This is a genomic window from Hymenobacter sediminis (genome assembly GCF_003231285.1).
In the GTDB taxonomy this organism is placed as follows: domain Bacteria; phylum Bacteroidota; class Bacteroidia; order Cytophagales; family Hymenobacteraceae; genus Hymenobacter; species Hymenobacter sediminis.
The window spans coordinates 107291-129689 of the sequence record NZ_QKNS01000002.1 but is presented as its reverse complement, the minus strand read 5'-3'; the positions used below and the strand labels follow the sequence as shown (position 1 = coordinate 129689).

13 protein-coding genes are annotated in these 22399 nt (G+C 55.6%); 5 read left to right on the top strand and 8 right to left on the bottom strand.

Translation table 11 applies throughout. The features are described 5' to 3' along the window. Positions 1–79: 79 nt before the first annotated feature. The 8 genes from trpA to DNI29_RS07095 all read right to left on the bottom strand — a co-directional run bounded on the left by trpA (position 80) and on the right by DNI29_RS07095 (position 8813). Complete coding sequence (gene trpA, locus DNI29_RS07130) at positions 80–859, bottom strand: tryptophan synthase subunit alpha (RefSeq protein WP_110977410.1); 780 nt, start codon at positions 857–859, stop codon at positions 80–82. Positions 860–980: 121 nt separating this feature from the next. Continuing rightward, positions 981–2177, bottom strand: a complete 1197-nt coding sequence (gene trpB / locus DNI29_RS07125; protein WP_110977409.1) for a tryptophan synthase subunit beta — start codon at positions 2175–2177, stop codon at positions 981–983. A 104-nt stretch (positions 2178–2281) separates the two neighbouring features. Next, a complete protein-coding gene (locus tag DNI29_RS07120; RefSeq protein ID WP_110977408.1) occupies positions 2282–2911 on the bottom strand; it encodes a phosphoribosylanthranilate isomerase in 630 nt (209 codons plus the stop codon). Then, positions 2911–3726, bottom strand: a complete 816-nt coding sequence (gene trpC, locus DNI29_RS07115; protein ID WP_110977407.1) for an indole-3-glycerol phosphate synthase TrpC — start codon at positions 3724–3726, stop codon at positions 2911–2913. Before trpC ends, DNI29_RS07120 begins: the two co-directional genes overlap by 1 nt. Positions 3727–3867: 141 nt before the next feature. Beyond that, positions 3868–4881 (bottom strand): anthranilate phosphoribosyltransferase, encoded by a 1014-nt coding sequence (gene trpD, locus DNI29_RS07110; RefSeq protein WP_110977765.1) that lies wholly within the window; start codon positions 4879–4881, stop codon positions 3868–3870. A 98-nt stretch (positions 4882–4979) separates the two neighbouring features. Then, on the bottom strand, positions 4980–5546 hold the full coding sequence (locus DNI29_RS07105; RefSeq protein ID WP_110977406.1) for an anthranilate synthase component II: 567 nt from the start codon (positions 5544–5546) through the stop codon (positions 4980–4982). Positions 5547–5701: 155 nt separating this feature from the next. Further along, complete coding sequence (locus DNI29_RS07100) at positions 5702–7117, bottom strand: anthranilate synthase component I family protein (protein WP_110977405.1); 1416 nt, start codon at positions 7115–7117, stop codon at positions 5702–5704. Between the two features lie 286 nt (positions 7118–7403). Then, positions 7404–8813 (bottom strand): alpha/beta hydrolase-fold protein, encoded by a 1410-nt coding sequence (locus tag DNI29_RS07095; protein ID WP_162303537.1) that lies wholly within the window; start codon positions 8811–8813, stop codon positions 7404–7406. 699 nt (positions 8814–9512) lie between these two features. On the opposite strand from DNI29_RS07095, the gene DNI29_RS07090 reads away from it, so the two are divergent. The 5 genes from DNI29_RS07090 to DNI29_RS07070 all read left to right on the top strand — a co-directional run bounded on the left by DNI29_RS07090 (position 9513) and on the right by DNI29_RS07070 (position 22198). Beyond that, a complete protein-coding gene (locus DNI29_RS07090; RefSeq protein WP_110977403.1) occupies positions 9513–12113 on the top strand; it encodes a cellulase family glycosylhydrolase in 2601 nt (866 codons plus the stop codon). Positions 12114–12116: 3 nt separating this feature from the next. After that, a complete protein-coding gene (locus DNI29_RS07085) occupies positions 12117–14528 on the top strand; it encodes a glycoside hydrolase family 2 protein (protein ID WP_202910391.1) in 2412 nt (803 codons plus the stop codon). A gap of 1875 nt (positions 14529–16403) precedes the next feature. Further along, positions 16404–19436: a SusC/RagA family TonB-linked outer membrane protein gene (locus DNI29_RS07080; protein ID WP_110977402.1), complete on the top strand. Its 3033-nt coding sequence runs from the start codon at positions 16404–16406 to the stop codon at positions 19434–19436. A gap of 20 nt (positions 19437–19456) precedes the next feature. Beyond that, positions 19457–21079, top strand: coding sequence for a RagB/SusD family nutrient uptake outer membrane protein (locus tag DNI29_RS07075; protein ID WP_110977401.1), 1623 nt, complete (start codon positions 19457–19459; stop codon positions 21077–21079). Positions 21080–21157: 78 nt separating this feature from the next. Continuing rightward, positions 21158–22198 carry a SusE domain-containing protein gene (locus tag DNI29_RS07070; RefSeq protein ID WP_162303536.1) on the top strand — a complete coding sequence of 347 codons (1041 nt, stop codon included), beginning with the start codon at positions 21158–21160 and terminating at the stop codon, positions 22196–22198. The last annotated feature ends 201 nt before the right edge of the window (positions 22199–22399 follow it).

The following is a 22399-nucleotide window of genomic DNA, read 5'->3' as shown; positions in this document are numbered from 1 at the left end:
TAAGCGGTAGAGGTCCTTCGCGCTGCTCAGGATGACAAGTAGTGGTAGAAGGCTAATTAGATAACCTCTCAGTTCCGTTTTATTTAAGCACCGACTGCACAAACCGGGCAGCGGCGGCGGGCGCATCGTCGGTGCCTTCCAGGGCCCGAATCAGAGCTGAGCCGATGATGGCGCCCTCGGCGTACTCGCAGGCACGCTGGAAAGAAGCTTTGTCGCCGATGCCGAAACCGATGAGGCGTGGGTTACGCAGGTTCATGGCTTCAATACGCTCGAAATACGCTTCCTGCACCCCTTCGGCCTGGGTGTTGGCGCCGCCCGTGGTTCCGGGGCCCGACACGAGGTAGAGAAAGGAATCCGTCAGCTCATCGATGCGGCGGATGCGCTCCGGGGCCGTTTGGGGTGTGATGAGGAACACCGGCCGCAGGTTGAAGCGGCGGAACATTTCCTGATACTCGGCCACGTAGTCGTCCAGGGGTAGGTCGGGCAGAATCACGCCATCTACGCCAGCTTCGGCAGCTTCGCGGCAGAAGTTCTCCACCCCGAACTGCATTACGGGGTTGAGGTAACCCATGAGCAGAATGGGCGTTTCGGGTACCTCGTTGCGGATGCCTTCCAGTTGCCGAAACAGCACCCGCATATTCATGCCGTTCTGCAAGGCCGCCGTGCTGCTGGCCTGAATCACGGGACCATCGGCCAGCGGGTCAGAGAACGGCATTCCGATTTCAATGAGGTCGGCACCGGCCTGGGTCAGCGACTTAATGAGCGGCACCGTGTCGTGCAGGCTGGGGTAGCCGGCAGTAAAGTACACGTTGAGCAGGCCTTTCTGCTTTTTCTCAAAAACGTTTTTGATTCGGTTCATATCATCAATCCTGTCATCCTGAGCGTAGCGAAGGACCTCTGCCGCTTCGTTGTTACCTCTATTGAGTTAGCTAGAGGTAGAGGTCCTTCGCTTCGGCTCAGGATGACAGACGGTTTGCGCTTTACAGAATGGTGTCGGCGTACTTGAGGTAGGTTTCCAGGTCTTTGTCGCCGCGGCCTGAGAGGTTTACTACTACCACGTCGTCAGGGCCGGCGCCTAGTTGGCCCAGGGCGGCCAGGGCATGGGCGGTTTCCAGGGCCGGGATGATGCCTTCCAGGCGGCTCAGTTCGGCTACCGCCTTCAGCGCGTCCTCGTCCTCAATGCTGATAAACCGGGCCCGACCCGAATCGGCGAGGTAGGCGTGCAGGGGGCCGATACCGGGGTAGTCGAGGCCGGCCGACAGGGAGTAGGGCTCGGTAATCTGGCCGTCCTCGTCCTGCATGAGCAGGGTGCGCGAGCCGTGAATAATGCCCGGCTTGCCCAGCACCGACGTAGCCGCCGAGTGCCCCGAGTTGACGCCGTGCCCGGCCGCTTCCACCGCCACCAGCTTCACCGACGGCTCTTCCAGGAAGTGGTAGAACGCGCCGGCTGCGTTGGAGCCGCCGCCCACGCAGGCTACCACGTAGTTGGGCAGCTCGGAGCCGGTTTTTTCCAGCAGCTGCTTGCGCATCTCCTCACTGATAACCGCCTGCAGCCGCGCCACCAGATCGGGGTACGGGTGCGGGCCCACTACCGAGCCGATGATGTAGTGGGTATCCACGGGGTTGGAAATCCAATCACGGATGGCTTCGTTGGTGGCATCTTTGAGGGTGCGGCTGCCGCTCATGGCCGCCCGTACTTCGGCCCCTAGCAGGCGCATACGGTACACGTTCGGCTTCTGGCGCTCCATGTCAATTTCGCCCATGTACACGATGCACTGCATGCCCATGAGGGCGCACACCGTGGCCGTAGCCACGCCGTGCTGGCCGGCGCCGGTTTCGGCAATGATGCGGGTTTTGCCCAGGCGCTTGGCCAGCAGAATCTGCCCCACGGTGTTGTTTACCTTGTGCGCCCCGGTGTGGCAGAGGTCCTCGCGCTTGAGGTACACGCGGGTGTTATACTTCTCCGACAGGCGCTTGGCCTCGAACAAGGGGGTAGGCCGACCCACGTAGTCGCGGAGCAGTTGCTGGTACTCCTGTTGAAACGCGGGGTCAGCCAGGATGTCGAGGTACTGCTGGCGCAGCTCTTCCACGTTGGGGTAGAGCATTTCCGGGATGAAGGCGCCGCCGAACTGGCCGTAGTAGCCGCGCTCCGTGGGTTGTTGATAGGTAGTAGGCATGAGGTTTCTCGCAAGTTTCGGGGTAGGAAGCGCAGAGTTTCACAAGGAAGGACCACCGCGAAGTGCGGCGTTTTTTCCATTGCAAGGCTCTGCGCGAAATTTCATCAGGCTCGTAACTGACTAAACATCTGGCGCAGCAAATCGGCGTCTTTCAGACCGGGCTCCGTTTCAAATTTGCTGTTCAGGTCCAGGGCAAACAGGCCAGGGAGCTGCAGGTTGCGTAGCGTGTCAGCGTGTTCCAGGGCCAGCCCACCGGCCAGGAAATAAGGCACTGGCAAGGCGTAATTCTGCAGCAGTTTCCAGTCGAAGGCGGTGCCGTTGCCGCCGGGCTGGGCGCCGGCTGTATCGAAGAGGAAGTAGTCGACTACCCCCAGGTAGGGCCGCAACCGCTCGAAGTCGAACTGCTCTCCCACCGCAAACGCCTTGATAACCGCTACCCCCGCGGCGCGCAGCAACCCGCAGGTTTCGGGCGTTTCGGAGCCGTGGAGCTGCACGGCTTGCAAGCCGTACTCGGTAATACGCTCCTGAATGACGGCCGTGTCCTCATCCACAAACACGCCTACCTTTTGAATACCGGCAGGCACCGCAGCGGCAGCGGCGGGCGAGAGCGTGGGGGCGGCGTAGCGCCGGGACTTCGGGTAGAAGATGAAGCCCAGAAAGTCGGGGCGTAGGGCGGCTACCGCCCGCAGGTTGTCGGGCCGGGCCATGCCGCAGACTTTCAGGCGCACGCTCATTAGAGTAGAGTTACGGCTTCGGTAGCGCGGAGCTGTTGCACCAGGGCGGCGCAGGCTTTCTCGGGACGGGAGTGGCGCATAAACGTCTCGCCGATCAGGAAGCCGCGGTAGCCTACCTGGCGCAGGGCCTCAATGTCGGCAGCCGAGGTCAGGCCGCTTTCCGTCACTTTCACGAACTCGGCGGGGATGCGCTGGGCCAGTTCGCCGGAAGTATCCAGGCTCACGCTGAAGTCGTGCAAGTTGCGGTTGTTCACGCCTACCAGGCTCACCGCGTCGGGGTGCAGGGTTTTGTCGAGCTCCTCGGCGTTATGGATTTCGAGCAGCACTTCCAGGCCCAGGCTTTTGGCCAGGCGGCCCAGGCGCAGCACTTCCTCCCCCGACAGTACAGCCGCAATCAGCAGCACGGCATCGGCACCAATGCTCTTGGCTTCCAGAATCTGGTACTCATCCACCACGAAATCCTTGCGCAGGATGGGGCAGAAATTGAAGCGGCGAGCCGTAATCAGGTCCTCGTTCTTGCCCCCAAAAAACTCAGTATCCGTCAGCACCGACAGGGCCGAAGCGCCGGCCTGCATGTACCCCAGCGTAGTGCGCTCTACCGGGGCGTGGGGGTTGATGAAGCCCTTGCTCGGCGACTTGCGCTTGAACTCCGCAATGATGCCGCTTAGGTCGTCGCGCAGCAGGTAACGACGCAGGCTCAGGGGCTGGGCCGGCATGTAGAGGCTTTTTTCCAGCAGCTTTACCGGTACTAGGCTTTGGCGGTCGGCTACTTCCTGGCGCTTGTGGGCAATGATTTGGTCGAGAATCGTAGGCATTGGCGGGCCGCCGATGGTGTGCGGCGGGGTTTGAAGGTGAATTCCTACCTAGCGGCTTGGAATTGGGTGAACAGCATTCAGGAGAAAAGAGAGCCAGCTACCACGTATTTCGGTGGATTAGCGGCTACCCCTTGTCAAGACTTATAAGGTAGTAGCGTGACTGTGCGTGACGGACACCAGCTTGCGCAGGGCCTGCCGGGCCCGACCAGAATCCAAAGATTCCTGGGCGGCGGCCAGGGCCTCGGCAAAGCTGAACGTGGGCTCCAGGCAACCAATGGCCAGGGCCGCGTTGGCCGTTACCACGTCGCGCTGGGCGCGGGTGGCGCGGCCTTCTAGCACCTGCAGGAACAGCTTAGCCGATTCCTGCGGGGTGCGGCCGCCTGCCAGCTCTTCGGGGCGGGTGGCAGTCAGGCCCAGGTCAGTGGCCGAGAGGAGTTGCTCGCCGGCGGGCGTAGCCAGCTTGGCGGCCCCGGTCAGGGAGAGTTCATCGTAGCCATCGAGGGCGTGCACCACGGCGTAGCGGGTTTCGGTTTGCTGCAGCAGGTAGTGGTAGAGGCGCAGCAGCTCCAGGCTGAACGTGCCGGCTACTTGGTATTTCGGGCGGGCGGGGTTAATCAAGGGGCCCAGGATGTTAAAGAAGGTGCGCACCCCCAGTTCGCGCCGCACTGGCCCGGCGTAGCGCATGGCCGGGTGAAACGACGGAGCGTGCAGAAAGCAGATGTTGGCCTGCTCCAACTGCTGCTTCAGCACGTCGTTTCCTACCCCGAAATCAACCCCCAACTGCGCCAGTACATCCGACGACCCACACACCGACGACACCCCAATGTTACCGTGCTTGGTCACCTTGTAGCCGGCGCCCGCCACCACAAAGCAGGCCAGCGTGCTGATGTTGAGCGTGTCTTTGCCGTCGCCGCCGGTACCCACAATATCTACCGTGTCGTGGGTGCCTAGCTCCGGGTCACGGCTCAAACTCAGCAGGGCCTCGCGGAAACCGGCCAGCTCCGGCACGGCAATGGGCCGCATGCGGTACACCGTCATGAAGGCCGCCATTTCCGAGGCGTTGGCCTCGCCCTGCCCGATGCGCAGCATGGCCTCGTGCGCCTCGGCGTGGGTGAGCTGCTGCTGGTCGAAGAGTTGATTCAGGATCTGTTTCACGTATGAGGGGTAGCTGGCGGCCATGAGCGTTCAGCTGTTTGGGTGGGAATCGAAAGAAGAGCAGCGGCGGAGGTCGGGCAAGCGCCTACCCCCATGGGTTAGGCCAACCAGTTGGCCAGCATCTGGTGGCCGTGCTCGGTCAGAATAGACTCGGGGTGGAACTGCACACCGCGCACGTCGTACTCGCGGTGACGGAAGGCCAGCACTTGGCCGTTGGCATCCACGGCCGTTACTTCCAGCGCCGCCGGTACCGACTCCGGCAGCACGCTCCAGGAGTGGTAGCGCCCTACCTTGAATTGCGGGGGCAAGCCGGCAAACAGGCGGTCCTCGGCCGTTACCTGGGCATCGGTAGCCAAACCGTGGAGCACATCAGGCATATTGTATAGCTCGCCGCCGAAGCTCTCGGCCAAGCCCTGGTGGCCCAGGCACACACCCAGCATGCGCTTGGTGGGAGCGTATTGGCGAATGATTTCCGGCATCAGCCCGGCATCAGCTGGTACACCCGGACCGGGGGAAAGCAGCACGGCATCGTAGCCGGCTACGTCTTCCACCGCCAGCTTGTCGTTGCGAATCACCGTGACGTTATCGGTATGCCCTAGCTCCCGCAGCACCTGCACAAGGTTGTAGGTGAAGGAGTCGTAGTTATCAATGACGAGGATTTTCATTTGGGGGGTGGTACTCGGGTGTTTAGTATTCTATTAAACCGTCATGCTCAGCACAGTTGAAGTAGTTCTACCGCTTCGTTGCCATGTCAATTGGTTAACCAGAGGTAGAGATGCTTCGACAAGCTCAGCATGACACTACTTCCTTTCTTTTCTCTCTAAACTAACTCGGCTTCTTTCAGGGCCTTGCGCAGAGCAGCTAGTTTGTGGTGTACTTCGTTGAGTTCGGAGTTGATATCGGAGGCAGCTACTACCCCCGCACCGGCCTGGAAGTAGAGCTGGCCGGCCGTGCTCAGGAAGGAGCGAATCATGATGGCGTGGTTGAAGTCGCCGTTGAAGCCCAGGTGGCCGATGGCCCCGCCATAGTAGCCGCGGGCGGTGGGCTCCAGCGAGTCGATAATCTGCATGGCGCGGTGCTTAGGGGCGCCGGAAAGCGTACCAGCCGGGAAGGTATCGGCCACTACCTGCAAGGGGCTGGCTTCTGCCGCTAGGCGGGCCGTCACCTCACTGACCAAATGGATAACGTGGGAGTAGTACTGGATTTCGCGGAACACCTTCACTTTTACCTCGTCGCCGTGGCGGGCCAGGTCGTTGCGGGCCAGGTCCACGAGCATGACGTGCTCGGCGTTTTCCTTGGGGTCGTCGGCTAGTTTCTGGGCCAGGGCAGCATCTTCGGCATCGTGGCCGGTGCGGCGGAAGGTGCCGGCAATGGGGTACAGGCTGGCCTGGCGCCCTTTGATCAGCAGCTGGGTTTCGGGCGAGGAGCCGAAAATCTTGAACGAGCCGTAATCGAAGTAAAACAGGTAGGGCGAGGGGTTGATGGAGCGCAGCGCCCGGTACACGTTGAACTCGTCGCCGCTGAAACCCTGCTGAAACCGCCGCGACAGCACAATCTGGAACACATTGCCGCGGCGGCAGTGCTGCTGCCCTTCGGCCAGCACCTTCAGGAACTCTTCGTCGGTCTGGTTGGTCTGCTCCTCGCCTACCGTCTTAAACTTGAAGTCGGGCAGGGACGGGTTCCGGATCAGATTCACCAAGCGGGTAAGGCCATCTTCGTCCAGCGTTTGCCCGGCCAGCGTGTGCTCAAACACATACAACTCGTTGCGGAAGTGGTTGACGGCAATAACGTAGCGGTAGGTGCTGTACAGGATGTCGGGAATCTGGCCGGCAGCAGCCTTTTCAGAGTTCAGTTCCAGGTCCTCGAAATATTGCACGGCCTCGTAGCCCAGGTAGCCAAACAGTCCGCCCGTGATGAAATCGTGGCCAGTATCTTCAGTCTGGAAGCAGCCGGCAAACTCCTGCAAGCGGGCCAGAGCCTGCCGGGGCTCGGCCAGGACTTCGGTTTCGGTGCTATCGTCGGGGTAGGTCAGGGTCAGCTCAGAGCCGCTCAGCTCGAAGCGGGCCAGGGGGTCGAAGGCGAGGTAGCTGAAGGCATTTTGCTGGCCGTGGTAGTCGGAGCTTTCCAGCAGCAGGCAGTTGGCATACCGGTCGCGCAGGCGTAGGTAGAGGCCTACGGGGGTTACCGTATCGGCCAGAACGCGCAGGAAGCGGGTATGCAGTTGGAAGGTTTTCATCGGCTGGTTGTGGAGAATGGAGGGTGACCAGCGCCGGGAAATAAAAAAAGCCCGGCGGGGCGGCCGGGCTTTTGAGCTTTTGCGAAGGTAGTGGTTCAGTTGACCTTAGCGCACGCACATGCTGTCCCGTCCGGAATTTCCGTAGGGCCACCACCATGCTTGCTGCGTCATTGAGAAGGTCATTGCCGAATAGGTTTGGGCGTTGAACGGGGCAAAGGTAAGCTGAGTTGAATTTTTCGCAAGCACAGGCCCGAATTTTTTATCCGCTGGTTCTCACGCCCGGCATTTAGGGTTTCCGCAGGTACTGCCGGCCCTGCTGCCGGTCGGCGCTAACCCGTATTTCGTAGCTGCCGGGGAGTAGGCGGCGCATATCCACGGCGCGGCGGCTTTTCACCTTCTTGGCCAGGACTACCTGCTTCTCCGAGTTCAACACCTCTACCCTACCCTTCTCATGATCCTGAGGCAGGTACACCTCCAGCCGGTTCTGCTCCGGATTCAGGTAGGCACTATAAGCCAGCGGCTCCGGGTTTGCATCATCTTTTCGCCCATACAGCCACTGGTAAGCCGCCGGAAACTCCCGCTGCCAGAACCATTCGGCGTGTTTGCCATCGGCGGGGATAGTGTATTGCAAACTGACCTTAGCTCGCGCCAGGGTGTCGTGCACAGCCTTCATCAGGGGCACCATCGTTTCGCTTTCCGTCGTGCCGCTTACGAAGTAAAACCGGGTGCCGGGCTGCGGGCGGTGTTGCTGCAAGTATCCAAACAAGGAATCCTTGGCAAACCAGAACGCCGGCGAAAACACGCCCACTTTGCTGTACACCTGCGGGTATTTTAGGGCTGCGTAAGTCGAAATCAGCCCGCCCATGCTGCTGCCCGCAATGCCCGTAAACTCCCGGCCCGAGAGGGTGCGATAATGCAGGTCGATGTAGGGCTTCAGAGTCTGCACCAGAAAATCCACGTACTGGTCGCCTTGCCCGCCGCCGTACTCGAGGTTTTTCCAAGGCGAGAGTTCATTCATCCGTTCCGAGCCGCCGTTGTCCACGGCCACCACGATGCAGCCCACCGCGTCTAGGCCCTGCTGCTGCAATTGGCTCAGGGCTTCATCTACCCCCCACTCGCCCGAAAAGCTGGTGCAGGCATCAAACACGTTCTGGCCGTCGTGCATGTACAGCACGGGGTAGCGTTTGGCAGTATTAGCGGCATAGTCGTTGGGCAGATACACCCACACGCGACGGGTGCGGCCCAGCTGGGGCATGGCAAACTCCGTGCTGATGACCTGCACGTTGGGCCGCCGGGCGGTGCTTTGGCAGGCGCGGGCCACGGGCTTGGCCGACAGGTCCTTCCAATTCAGCACGGTAAGCGTAACTTCTCCTACCCCCTGGCCAGCCGTAAACTCCCGGTTCGGCACGTCGTTGCCGGCGGCATCCGTTTCCACGGTTTCCCAGGAGCCGCGGGTTATTTTGTACGTGAGGTTTCCCGTCACGGAGGCAGGTAGGGTCAGCTGGTAAGTGCCGTCGTTGGGGTTGCGGTTGAAAGCGTACGTAGGGCTACCCGGCTGCCAGTTGTTAAACGAGCCGGCCAGATACAGGGTAGCTCCCGCGGGTGTACAGGGTGGCACCTGGGTCAGCTTAAACGTGGTTTGGGCATGCGCCCCGCTCATCCACAAGAGCATGCCAAGCAGGAAAGAAATACGCATAGCAGATGAAAAAGCAGGAATTAACATTCAGATAACGAAGATAAACGCACGCTGTTCAGCACCCTTTACTCCCTCCTTCTTCCGTATAAATTTTACCGTACGGCCACGGCGCCCGGTAACAGTTCCCGGTTACTGACTAGCAGCGACATACTGCCGGAACAGTGGGGAGCTGCAGTTGCTCGGCTCCCGAGTACCGTGCTGCATATGGCAGCTCTTGGCGTCTCTCATACAGCACTTCAGGATATTTTTCGGCCACGCCTCGGGGTAGTGATACACCCCGATAGTCATCATATTGGCAGCCGGGAAGCAGTCAGGCGCGATAACATGGCGCGGGCTACCTGAGCCTTGGTAAAAGTTGGACTGAACATCTTTAGGCGGAGCGCTGGAGTAAATGTTGAACAAGACCTTGGCGCATAATCAACTTAGCTATTACGAGAGCAACACAATCGAATGCGTAATAATTAATCTAGGGTGAGATTGACAGAGTATATTGAAAAAATAAAACTCAGGATTTATAATCCTGATCATAGCCGCAAAATGGCGTAAAAACGCAGTAGAATACATTTTACGAGTTTTTTCGCTCGCTCTAGCAGCCGTGAGACAAAGCCTACGAACAGTGCAAACGTTTGCGTAAAACAGAATAATAGCCTATTTTTCGGCGGCCCTGTATCACCGCACTTTTCCTTTCGCTTTCCACCTATGTTGAACCGCTTACCGCTTCTGCTTTCTTCTATTTTTATTTCGGGCGTGGCGGCCCTATCCCCTGCCGCGGCCCAAACCTCTAAGCAACAGCCCACCGGCGACGTGTTCGTGGATAAGCAAGGTGTGCTGCGCTGGCAGAAGGGCAAGCAAGAAGTGTCGCTGTTCGGGGTGAATTATACCGCGCCTTTTGCCCACGCCTATCGTATGCACCAGCGGTTAGGGGTTAATTTGGAGCAGGCCATTACGCAGGATGTGTATCACATGTCGCGGCTGGGCCTGGATGCCTTCCGAGTACACGTCTGGGACGTGGAAATTACTGATACACTAGGCAATCTGCAGGAAAACGAACACCTACGCTTACTCGATTTTCTGATAGCCCAACTGAAGCAGCGCGGCATTAAGGTCATATTGACGCCGATTGCTTATTGGAATAATGGCTACCCCGAGCAGGACACAGGTACAGGCTTTTCTAGCATCTATTCCAAAACAGAGGCCTATACCAATCCGCGTGCTATTGAGGCCCAGGAGCGCTACCTGACGCAGTTTCTCAACCACCGTAATCCCTACACCAAGCAGCTCAACCGCGAAGACCCTGACATCATTGCTTTCGAGGTGTGCAACGAGCCCCGCTATAACAAGCCCGAGACCCAGGTGACGGCCTTCGCCGACCGCATGTCCCAAGCCATTCGGGCCACGGGCTGCCGCAAGCCGGTATTCTATAACGTGTCGGAAAATCCGGAGGTATACGAGGCTATTCTGAATGCCAAAGTGGACGGGCTCACGTTTCAGTGGTACCCGCAAGGGCTGGTGAGCGGGCACACCCTGCGCGGCAACTTCCTACCCTACGTAGATCAGTACCCCATCCCATTCCGGCAGGACAAGCGCTTCACCAGTAAGGCGCGCATGATTTACGAGTTTGAATCGGCTGATATTATCCAGCCGGTGATGTACCCGTTTATGGCGCGTAGTTTCCGGGAGGCTGGGTTTCAGTGGGCCACGCAGTTCGCCTACGACCCGATGGCCATTGCCTTTGCCAACACCGAGTACCAGACCCACTACCTGAACCTAGCTTACACCCCGGCTAAGGCTTTAAGCATGTTGATTGCCTCCAAGGTATTTCACCGTGTGGGCCGGGGTCAAACGTTTCCACGCTACCCCCAGGATTCGGTGTTCAACGCCTTCCGAGTCAGCTACCGGGAGGGCCTGAGCGAGATGAACACGCCGGAGGAATTTTATTATACGGCTTCAACCAGCACCCAACCTAAAAAGGCTGGCAGCTTGCAGCACATAGCAGGGGTAGGCTCTTCGAAAGTGGTTCGCTACGGTGGCACCGGCGCTTACTTCCTTGATCGTATAGCGCCGGGCGTGTGGCGGCTGGAAGTGCTGCCCGATGCAGTACCCATCCGAGACCCGTTTGAAAAGGCCTCGCTCAGCAAGCCCGTCACCCAGGTTTTGTGGAATACGCAACCGCTGCGGGTTATGCTGCCGGAGCTGGGTAGCAACTACAGCGTGCGGGGCCTGAACGAAAGCAACACCGTGCAGGCGCAGGCCAACGATGGCAGCACCACCGTGCGGCCCGGCGTGTACCTGCTGGCAGCAGCAGGAAAATCCACTACTAAGTTCACAGCTCAAACTGCTTTCAACCAGATCAAACTTGGGGAGTTTGCCGCGCCGGCCGCTACCAAGCTCGGTCCGCAGGTACGCCATACAGCTCCAGCCCAGGTTTCGGCCGGACAACCCGTGCGGATTAAGGCCCTGCTGACTGGTGCCGAGCCCCAGGACAGCGTATTCCTGGTGGCCCAGCACTACTACGGCAACACCCGCGTGCTGCCCATGACGACTACCAGCTACGCTACCGTAGAAGCCACCGTTCCTACCGATTTACTCTACCCCGGCGAGCTGCGCTACTGGATTGTACTGCGCAAGGGTCAGCAGGCTACCACTTTCCCTGGCGGGCACGCCGGCCAGCCCCGCGACTGGGACTACTATCACCCCGAGCACTTTTCGGTACCTATTGTAGCGGCCGGCACTCCCCTACCCCTGTTCCAGGCTAGTAAGGACCAGGAGCTGGTTGAAGCCCGCAGCATAAGCTCCACTGCCTGGACCGATTATGTGACCACATCAGCCGGCAGTTTGGCCCTGCGCCTAGTGCAGAGCGCCCCGCGCCCTGCTCAGCCTCAGTCAACTACGTCGGCTACTGGCCCGGCGGCCGCTCTGCGTTTGTACTTCGCCGACAGGCTGGCAGGTCGGGCGTCGGAGTTGCACGGATTTCAGGAGGTAGTGCTAAGAGGCCGCGCCAGTCAGGGCGCTACTCCGGTAAAAGTGGTACTGATGACCAAGGACGCCGTGGCATACTCGGCTACTGTGCAGCTGAATCCGGAAATGCAGGAGTTGCGCGTTCCGTTAAGCGCATTCCGGCCTGATGGGCTGCTACTAATGCCCCGCCCCTACCCCGGTTTCTTGCCTCTAACCTATCAGCCTGCTACCCAGCCTGCCTTGCGCCTCCCTGAAACGGAGGTGCTGCAGGTGGTGCTAGATGCGCCCGCGCCCACCACGGGCCAGTTGCACGTTGATCTTGAATCTGTTTTTCTGCGCTAAATCATGCCTGATTTCCGGCCTATTTCAACTACTCTCTCCCGCCTAGGCGGAGGACTGCTGATGGTGGCAGCCCTGGCCCAGTGCGCCCAGCAGCCCAGCCGTTCCGCTGCTTCTCCCGCCGGTAACTTCAACCAAGACTGGCAGTTTGTCAAGGACATTGACACGGTAGTTACGCCCACCTGTTTTGCCAAATCAGCCGGAGCTGCTACTCCCTGGCAGGCAATTTCCCTACCTCACACGGCCCAGCTGGAGCCCGTTGTCACGGATAAGCGCCAGTGGCAGGGCACCTGTTTCTACCGCAAGTTTTTCCAGGTTTCTGCCGCCGACGCCGGGAAGCGGGTGGCCTTGCACTTTGGGGCGGCAATGCACACCGCCGATGTATACCTGAACGGGCAGCGCCTGCAGCGTCACCAGGGCGGCTACCTGCCTTTCACCGTGGACATCTCGCGCCAAGTGAAATTTGGGCAGGAAAACTGTCTGCTGGTAAAGCTCAACAACGAGGATAACCCCGCCGTACCGCCTGGTAAGCCCCTCAAAGACCTCGACTTTAACTTTTACAGCGGCCTTTACCGTTCCGTAGAGCTGCAAGTGCAGGACCCGGTGCATATCTCTGACCCCGTGCAGGCTAATCGGCCGGCAGGGGGTGGCATTCTGTTGCATTATGCGGCGGTGAGCCCTAAATCGGCTACCCTAGAGGTGCAAACGGAAGTGCAGAATGACGCCCTTCAGCCCAGCAATGTGCAGGTGCGCGCTACCCTGCGCGACGCCAAAGGCAAGCAAGTAGGCCGCACGGAAAGCCAGCCCACTTCTGTAACACCCAACAACTTCGGTCGGGTAAATCAGCAGTTGACCATTGCCCAGCCCCAGCTCTGGACGCCCGAGCGCCCCACACTGTATCAACTGGAAGTAGAGGTGCTGCGCAACGGCAAGGTAGTAGACCACCAGACCCTGACCACGGGCGTACGCACCATCCGCTTTGCCAAGGATGGGTTCTACCTCAATGGCCAGAAAACTCGCCTGCGCGGCACTAACCGCCACCAGGAGTACCCGTACTTGGGCTACGCCGCTTCCGATGAAATGCAGTACCGCGACGCCTGGCAGATCAAGGACGCGGGCTTCAATTTCGTGCGCTGTTCGCATTATCCGCCCTCCCCAGCTTTCTTGCAAGCTTGCGACGAGCTGGGTCTGCTGGTGATGAACTCCATTCCGGGCTGGCAGTTTTTCGGTGATGAGGCCTTCCAGCGCAATAGCCTGCAGAACGTGCGCGACATGGTGCGCCGCGACCGGAATCACCCCAGCATTGTGCTCTGGGAGGCTGCGCTCAACGAAACTGACATGAGCAAGTCCTTCATGGAGCAAGCCCATCAAGCTGTACACCAAGAGCTGCCCTGGACTGAGGGCGTGTACACCTGCGGCTGGCTTGACTATGCTTACGACGTGTTTATTCCGGCCCGTCAGCATCTGAAAGCCCCCGACTACTGGCACAAGTACAGCGGCAACCGTCCCTTGCTGCTCTGCGAGTACGGCGACTGGGAGTATTATGCTCACAACGCGGGCTTCAACCAAACGGCCTTTTCTGGCCTGAAAGAATCAGAGCGCACCTCGCGGCAGTTGCGCGGACAGGGCGAGCAAGCCCTGATTCAACAGGCCCTCAACTTCCAGGAGGCTCACAACGACAACTTTATCGGTCCGGCCCTTGGCGACGCTAACTGGCTGATGTTTGATTACAAGCGCGGCTACGCCCCGGATATCGAGTCGTCGGGCATCAGCGACATTTTCCGCCTTCCCAAGTTTGCCTACTACTTCTACCAGAGCCAGAACGGCCCCGTGCCCGATGCTCTTGGGTTCAATAAGCCGATGGTGTACGTGGCCAGCTACGCCCAGGCCAGCCCCAGCCCACACCAAGTGCGGGTGTATAGCAACTGCCAGGAGGTAGAATTACAGCTAGATGGGAAAGCGGTTGCCCGGCAGCGTCCAGACCAGGACCGATACTCCGAGCACTTGCTCCACCCTTCGTTTACGTTTACCGTCCCACCTTTTAGTACCGGTACGCTGCGGGCCGTGGCCTATTTGAACGGGAAAGTGGCCGCTGAGCACTCGCGCCGCACACCGGGCGCACCTCATCACTTGCAGCTTACTTACAGACAAAGTGGCCGCGACCTGCGCGCTGGTCGTCAAGACGCGGTATTCGTGTACGCCTCGGTGGTAGATGCTACTGGGACCGTGGTGCCGGATGCTACTACCTCCATCCGCTTCACGGTACAGGGGGCCGAACTCATCGGCGACAACCCGGTGCCAGCGGAAGCCGGTATTGCCGCCGTGCTAGTGCGGGCGGGCACGAAGCCAGGCAAAGTACAGATAACCGCCGAAGCCGCTGGGATGCCAAACAGTACGCTCACCCTGACGGCCCGCTAACCACCAAGCTGCTTTTTAACCGCTTCAGGAAGCAGAGTTTCGTCTAGCTGATTTTTGTTTCTGCTTCTTCCTACCCTACTGCCATTCCTGTATAAAGAAGCTTCTGTGCTTTATAGGTCTTCTGGTCACGGCATTTATTGGCCTGTAGTACGGGCGCAAACACCAGTTTTTGCCAAAGGCGCAGATGTGAACTGAATGACAGAAACGGAAGCTGCGGGCGGGCTAGAGCATCTGCCAGCTCTATGCCTCATATTCTGGGAGGCCGAGCGCAATACAACAGTGCCAGCCTCAGCCGATTAGGTTAGTTGGAAGTGCCGGACATCACCGTCATGAATAGGCAGGCAGCAATCGGGCTGCTCTAACAGTTGGCAACATCTGGGCTCTTAATAATATGGAGTTGATTCGACCACAGTGACAGCTACCTCAACAGTTGCTCTGGCGGCTGCTACGGCTCAGGTATTTTTAAAACCGTACACGGATCAACTTACGCTGGAATACTCCCTGGAGCAGCCAGCCACGGAAGAGGCAGGACTGTGCATCCTCACGGGGCGATATATGCACATTCTCAGTCTTCCTAGCCCATCCGACCCCAGCAAGCGCCGCCTAGTATCCCCCTGATTCGCTTGCGCCGCGACTAGTAATCATCTACGCATAAAGTGGTGAAGCTGTAAACATACTCTTGGCGCCTATTTACTGGCCTAGTCAAGAGTACACCCTGCATACCCAGCCCGCCAGCGCCTACCTCGTTAGGATAATTATAGGCTAATAGACCATTACTACTTACAATATGATAACAGAGTAAGATTGCTTAAGTACAGATATTTCCTTTTCCAAATTCCAATAAAGTAGGAAGCTAATCAGCCTACTTCTTTGAAGTTAAAAGGCGGGGAATAAAGAATAATAGTCCAAAAAAGTGACTGGTCACCCACACCCTTTCTTCTTTCTACAACTCTTACACGAAGCATGCGTCCTAGTCAACCTTTACCATAGATTCCACCACCTGTACAAGGACCAAAAAGGCAAGATTAGGTTGATTAAATATTTGTATTTTTTCAACATAATTCAATCCGTCCATCCTACTAAAAAGGCTATAATTCTCGCAGCTATACATCTCTGGATTCTCTGTGCAGCCACCCTAGCATTAGACTTCGCTCGGTTGTCACCTACCATGCGTTAGGATAACTTATCCTATTCTTAGCCTATTTATCACGATGCCCATTAATTAGAAATATTCGGATTTTTAATTGATACTATATTGACATATCCTGCATATCAGCTCGTTGCCTCATCGAGTTTGAAAGCTATTTGGCCCCTATGAGTTCATCAGCTTTTACAAGGCTACATGCTACACAAATTGATATTTTGCGAATAAAATCATCATTCACCAACTAAGCTCTTATCGAAATACAAGATTTATAGTAATCTATTTCAGTTTTGAGTCTCTCCAACATCATGCAAATACAGCATTATAACTTTTCGTCATTTTGTGAGCTTTAGGTCTGTACTGACGAGCTTTTTAGCGCCTTGTTGACCACCAATCGTCGAGAAAAAAAATGTGGTTTCGCAAAGGCTCTACGAATCAAATCAGAATTGCAAAATCACAAGGTAGTCGGCGTAACTTTTCCCAAGTACAGAATCGGGTCATACACCTAATTATTGTGATTCTCAGACTAGCTAAATCAGCATTGTTTTTCTGGATCAAGGCCGTTTAACTTGCATAGAGACTTAACAGTTTGGTGACATTGTATGCCGGACGGTGAAGCTAAAAATGAAGTTTTCACTGCCTTATCCGTCTGGTTTTACCTGGCGGGGTCGCCAAGAATTCCCACTCCGGTTAGCCCGGAAAAATCCATTTCAACCCCTAACAATTTTTCAATGAAATACCCCTATCTGGCGAAACTGGCGCTGCCCCTGCTCGTTGCAGGCGTTGGTGTTAGCAGCGCACACGCGCAGGGCATCGGGACAGTGAGCGGCCGCGTACTGGATGAGACAGGTGAAGGTATGCCTGGTGTTACAGTCCTGATTGAGGGCACTACCCTGGGTGGATCCACCAACTCCGATGGTACCTTCTCAATCCAGAACGTGCCATCCGGACCTCACACTTTGGTGCTGTCGTTTGTAGGCTACACTACCAAACGTCAGTCCATCAATGTAACGGCCGGGCAGAACACGGCAGTTGCTGGTCTGAGCATGTCGGAGAATACAACGCTGCTAAATGAGGCCGTAGTAATTGGCTATGGCACCCAGCGCCGTCAGGACCTGACAGGAGCCGTAGAGCAGATTTCAGAAAAGCAGTTTGTAAAAGGCCAAGTTACAAACCCAGAGCAACTGGTACAGGGTAAGGTTGCAGGCGTACAAATCACTACAGGCGGTGGTGCACCCGGCGCGAACTCCCAAATCCTCATCCGTGGTGGTTCGTCGCTTACTGCTTCCAACAGCCCCCTGATTATTATTGATGGTGTGCCTGTTGACAATACTGGCCTAGCTGGAGCTAGCAACCCGTTATCGCTGATCAATCCTAATGACATTGAAAGCATTACGGTGCTGAAAGATGCCTCTTCGACAGCTATTTATGGGGTGCGCGCTTCAAACGGTGTTATCTTGGTAACTACTAAAAAGGGGGTTCAGGGTGATACGTTCCATGTAAATGTATCGACGCAACAATCCTTAGCTACAGTAGCCAAGTATGCCGATGTTCTTAATGCCGATGAGTTTCGTTCGTTAGTCCAGTCCAAGGGTACGGCTAGCCAGCTAGCTACTCTGGGCACAGCCAATACTGACTGGCAAAAGGAGATTTATCGCAAGGCTTATACTACTGACAATAACGTAAGCATCAGTGGCGCTGCTGGCCCGGTTCCTTACCGCATTTCCGGCGGCTACCTTTCGCAGGAAGGCTTGCTAAAAAATAACGACCTGAAGCGCTTCAGCGGGGCCCTCAGCCTGACACCTGTACTGCTAAATGGCAACCTGCGCGTTACTATGAATGTGAAGGGGTCTTGGATTGACAACAACTTCTCCAACCAAAACGCAGTTGGTGCAGCTGTTAGCTTCGATCCTACCCAACCTGTGCAGGTAAACGGTACGGAGGGCAACCCTTTTGGGCTCTCTGGCACCCAACTTGGTGCGTATGGTGGCTACACCGAGTTTAATAATAAAGACGACCAAGGGGTAATCAGCCTTAACACGCTCTCCCCGCGCAACCCGGTAGGTCTAATAAATCAGCGGCGCGACCGGAGCACGGTGAAACGGAGCATCGGCAATATCCAGCTTGACTACAAGCTGCCCTTCATAACAGGTTTGAGTGCTAACCTGAATCTGGGCTATGATATTCAGCGTGGCGATGGCACTATTTTCGTACCTGCCACGGCTGCTTCGGATTTCAACCGCCAGGGTATCAACAATAACTACTCGCAGGATCTCAACAATACTCTGCTGGAAGCGTACGCCAAGTACGAGCGTACGCTCGGACCGGGCCGGGCGGAATTACTAGCGGGTTACTCCTACCAGAAGTTCCAAAATCGTACCTACGTATTCGATAACTTCCGGGCTGATCGGAGCATATTCGAACCAGTTTCGCTCAGCTATTCGGGCGAAAATACCTACCTGAACACCAACATCCTGTTGGGTTTCTATGGCCGTTTGAATTACAACATCGCCGATAAGTACCTCTTTACAGGCACATTCCGGGCCGATGGCACATCGCGTTTCAGCCCTGACCATTTTGGCTTCTTCCCGTCAGCTGCATTTGCATGGCGCATCAAAGGCGAGGACTTCCTAAAGAACTCTGACGCTATTTCAGAGTTGAAGCTGCGCTTGGGCTACGGTCAGACTGGTCAGCAGGACCTGGGCGACAATTACTACCCCTTCTTGGCTAACCTAAGCTATAGCTCGCTTACGGCCCAGTACCAGTTCGGCGACCAGTTCTACCGCACGCTTCGCTCTGACCAGTACAACCCAAACATCACTTGGGAAACTACCACTACCTATAACGCAGGTATTGACTATGGTTTCTTCGGAGGGCGTTTTTACGGTTCGGTTGATGTGTACAAGCGCGATACCCGTGACCTGCTCAACTCCATTACAGTCTCAGCTCTGGCTGGCCTCTCAAACCGGGGCACCTTTAACGTAGGTTCCCTCACGAACAAAGGTGTTGAGGTAATTGCCAACGTGGATGCTGTAAAAGGTGACCAGTTCAATATTACTGTGAACGGTAACCTGACTTATAACCAAAACCGTCTGACCAAGCTTACCACTTCCAGCGCAGCTAATGACGTAGGACAGCTGACCGGTAACAATATCGCCGGAGGTGTAGGTAACCAAGTACAGATTAATACTGTGGGCTACTCGGCTCAGTCGTTCTATGTGAACCAGCAGGTGTACGACTCGAACGGCAAGCCAATTGAAGGAGTATACGTTGACCGTAATGGAGACGGTGTAATTAACAGCTCGGACCGCTACCGCTATAAGTCGGCTCGTCCGAACTACATTATTGGCGGAGGTGCTAACATTTCCTATCGCGGGGCCAACCTGGCTTTCACTCTGCGCTCTAACCTGGGGAACTACGTGTACAACAACCGTCGCTCAGAGTCCTTCTACGATATCAGCACTAACGGCTTTGTAGTGAACCGTAACCGAGAGGTTCTAAATTCAGGTTTCAGCAATGCCCAGTACTTCTCTGACTACTTTATAGAGAATGGCTCTTTCCTAAGAATGGAGAACGTAACGCTCGGTTATAACTTCGGCGAGATGGTCCGCAAGGGTACGAACTTAAGCTTATCCTTTGCGGTTCAGAACTTGTTCCTAATCACTAAATACAAGGGCATTGACCCAGAAGTAATTGGTGGTATTGACAATACCATTTATCCCCGTCCCCGCACCTTTACTGTTGGGCTTAACCTCGGCATTTAATCATTCCCACCCCTAGTAGTATGTATAACAAATTCACTCGCACTCTGGGAATGCTGGCACTTGCTGGCGGGTTACTCTCCCTTCCCACCTCGTGTGTAAATGACCTTGATCAGATTCCCGACTACTCTGCTAACGCTGAGGTAGTATACCGTGACCCAGCCAAAATCCAGCAGGTACTAGCTCGCCTGTATGCAACATTCGCTGTGAGCGGCCAGACCGGTCCCGCTGGCAACCCTGATATTCAAGGAATTGACGAAGGTTTTTCTAACTATCTGCGCCAGTACTGGCAACTACAGGAGATTACCACTGATGAAGCCGTTTTGGGTTGGAACGACGGTAACCTTCCTAACGTGAATACTCTCCAATGGAACGCCGATAACGAATTCGTGCGGGCTACTTACGACCGTATCTATTACGAAATAGCACTTTGCAACGAGTTTATCCGGCAAACTTCGGACGCTCGCCTTTCTGAGCGCGGTATCACCGGCGATCAGGCCAGCACAGTGCGCACTTACCGGGCCGAAGCTCGGTTACTCCGTGCGTTGTGCTACTGGCATGCTATTGACCTGTTCGGTGGTGGTCCGTTTGCTACGGAAGAGGCTGCTATTGGAACCAACCCTGTGTATAAAAACCGCACGGAATTATTTAGCTATGTAGAGTCGGAACTGAAGGCGCTGGAATCAGAAGGAAATTTGCTGGCTCCCCGGGCATCATACGCTCGTGCTGATCAAGGTGTATTATGGACGCTGCTTACTAAGCTGTATCTAAATGCCGAGGTATACAATAAAAAGGATACTGATGCAAACGGTGCCAAATACGTAACCAGCGCCGTTACCTATGCCAATAAAGTACTGAAGGCCGGGTACGCATTAAGCCCAAGCTATACCAACCTGTTCTTGGCTGACAATGACAAGACAGCTGCTCGTGATGAGATTATCTTCCCTATTGCCTTCGACGGAACCCGCACGAAGGGATTCGGTGGTATGACCTTCCTGGTTCATGCAGCGGTAGGTCGGGCTGTATCGCCGGCTAGCGCTGGTATTAACGGGGGTTGGGCTGGTACTCGTGCTAAGCAGAACCTACCGGCTTTATTTACTTCCACGGCTAATACCAACGATAGCCGTAAAGATCTTTTCTTCACCCGGGCACAAAACCCGAATGTTGATACACTCGCCGTATTTAGCAGCGGTACTCTGGTAACCAAATTCCGCAATGTCACTTCTACTGGTGTAGCTGGATCTGATACGGAGGGTAATTTCCCTGACACCGACTTCCCCATGTTTCGTTTAGCGGACGTGAAATTGATGTACGCCGAAGCACTGCTGCGTGGGGGCACTGGTGGTACAGAAGGTACAGCTCTTGAACAAATTAATGCTGTACGAGCCCGTTCTGGCGCTGCCCCTCTTAGTACTCTAGCGCTAACCGATATCCTAGATGAGCGGGGTCGTGAGCTGTTTTGGGAGGGTCACCGTCGTACTGATTTGATCCGCTTTGGTCGCTACACTGCTAATTATAACTGGCCTTTTAAAGGCGGCATACGGGCCGGCCGCGACGTAGAAGCTACGCGCACAATCTTCCCCATTCCTACTACTGACATCGTGGCCAACCCGAATTTGGTTGGTCATCAGAACCCTGGTTATTAAGTAAAATTTTCCATCCCCATCCTGACAACTGTTAGGATGGGGATGGAAATCTTCTTCTCCACTAATTCCCATCTTCACATGAATAACCTGTTTACCAAATTAGCAGGCCTCGGATTGGTTGCTACAGTCCTGCTATCCTCGTGCGAGAAGGACGAGGATAAAGTAGTCGTATCACCGGGTACATCATCTGCTCTTACAGCTAGCTCTTCTTCTGCGGTATTAACTCAGGCAGATGCTGCTAAGACTGCAATGACATACTCATGGAGCCCCACCTCCTATGGCTATCAGGCTGCTGTAACATACACGTTGCAATTTGATAAAAAGGGGGGCGACTTTAGCGCTCCAGTTGAAGTAGTAGCTGGCAATGCTACCAGCAAGGCGCTTACTGGCGCGGAGTTAAATAACGTGCTGCTGCAATTAAAATTGACGCCAGGTGTTGCCAGCGAAATAAGTGTCCGGCTGAAGTCAAGTATTGGACCAGCGGCTAACATGGCCTATTCTGCTGCCAGTGCACTTATGGTTACCCCGTACTCTGACTTTGTAGTTTATCCGCAGATCTTTGTGCCGGGTGACTATCAAGGTTGGGCACCGGATAAGGCCCCTTACCTGGCCTCTGCTAGCAGTAACCAGAAATACGAAGGATATATCAACCTACCAGCGGCTACTGCTACATTTAAGTTCACGCCGGCCCGCAACTGGGATAATGATTACGGCGACGATGGATCGAACACGGGTAAACTAGCAGCTAAAGGCAAGGATATTACAATTACTGGTGCTGGCTATTATCGTTTCAATGTAGATATAGCTTCTATGAAGTATACCTACACCAAAACAGCGTGGGCTGTAATAGGCTCGGCGACGCCTGGTGGCTGGAACACCGAAACCCCTATGACCTATGATGCAACTAAAGGCACCTGGTCAGTGACCCTGCCTTTGGTTGCAGGTGACTTTAAATTCCGCGCCAATAACGCTTATGATATTGATATGGGTGACAATGAGCCTGATGGCAAGCCTGATTACAAAGGCAAAGATATCAAAGGCCCAGGCGCAGGCACTTATACAATTGTTCTCGACCTAAGCAAAGGTGAAGGCAATTATTCATACAGTGTAAATAAATAACTCTTCCCTGCCCATTTAAATACGAAGCCCTATCTGAAGTTCAGATAGGGCTTCGTATTTAAATGGGCAGGGAAGAGTTATCTTTTAGCTCTTTTTTAGAAATGCTTAATTGGCATAAGTATTTTTTTCTGCCAAAATCTTTTCCGTGTTTCGCTGACACTATCCACAAATTTGGGACTGGGCCGCTCAAATCAGCTCTTT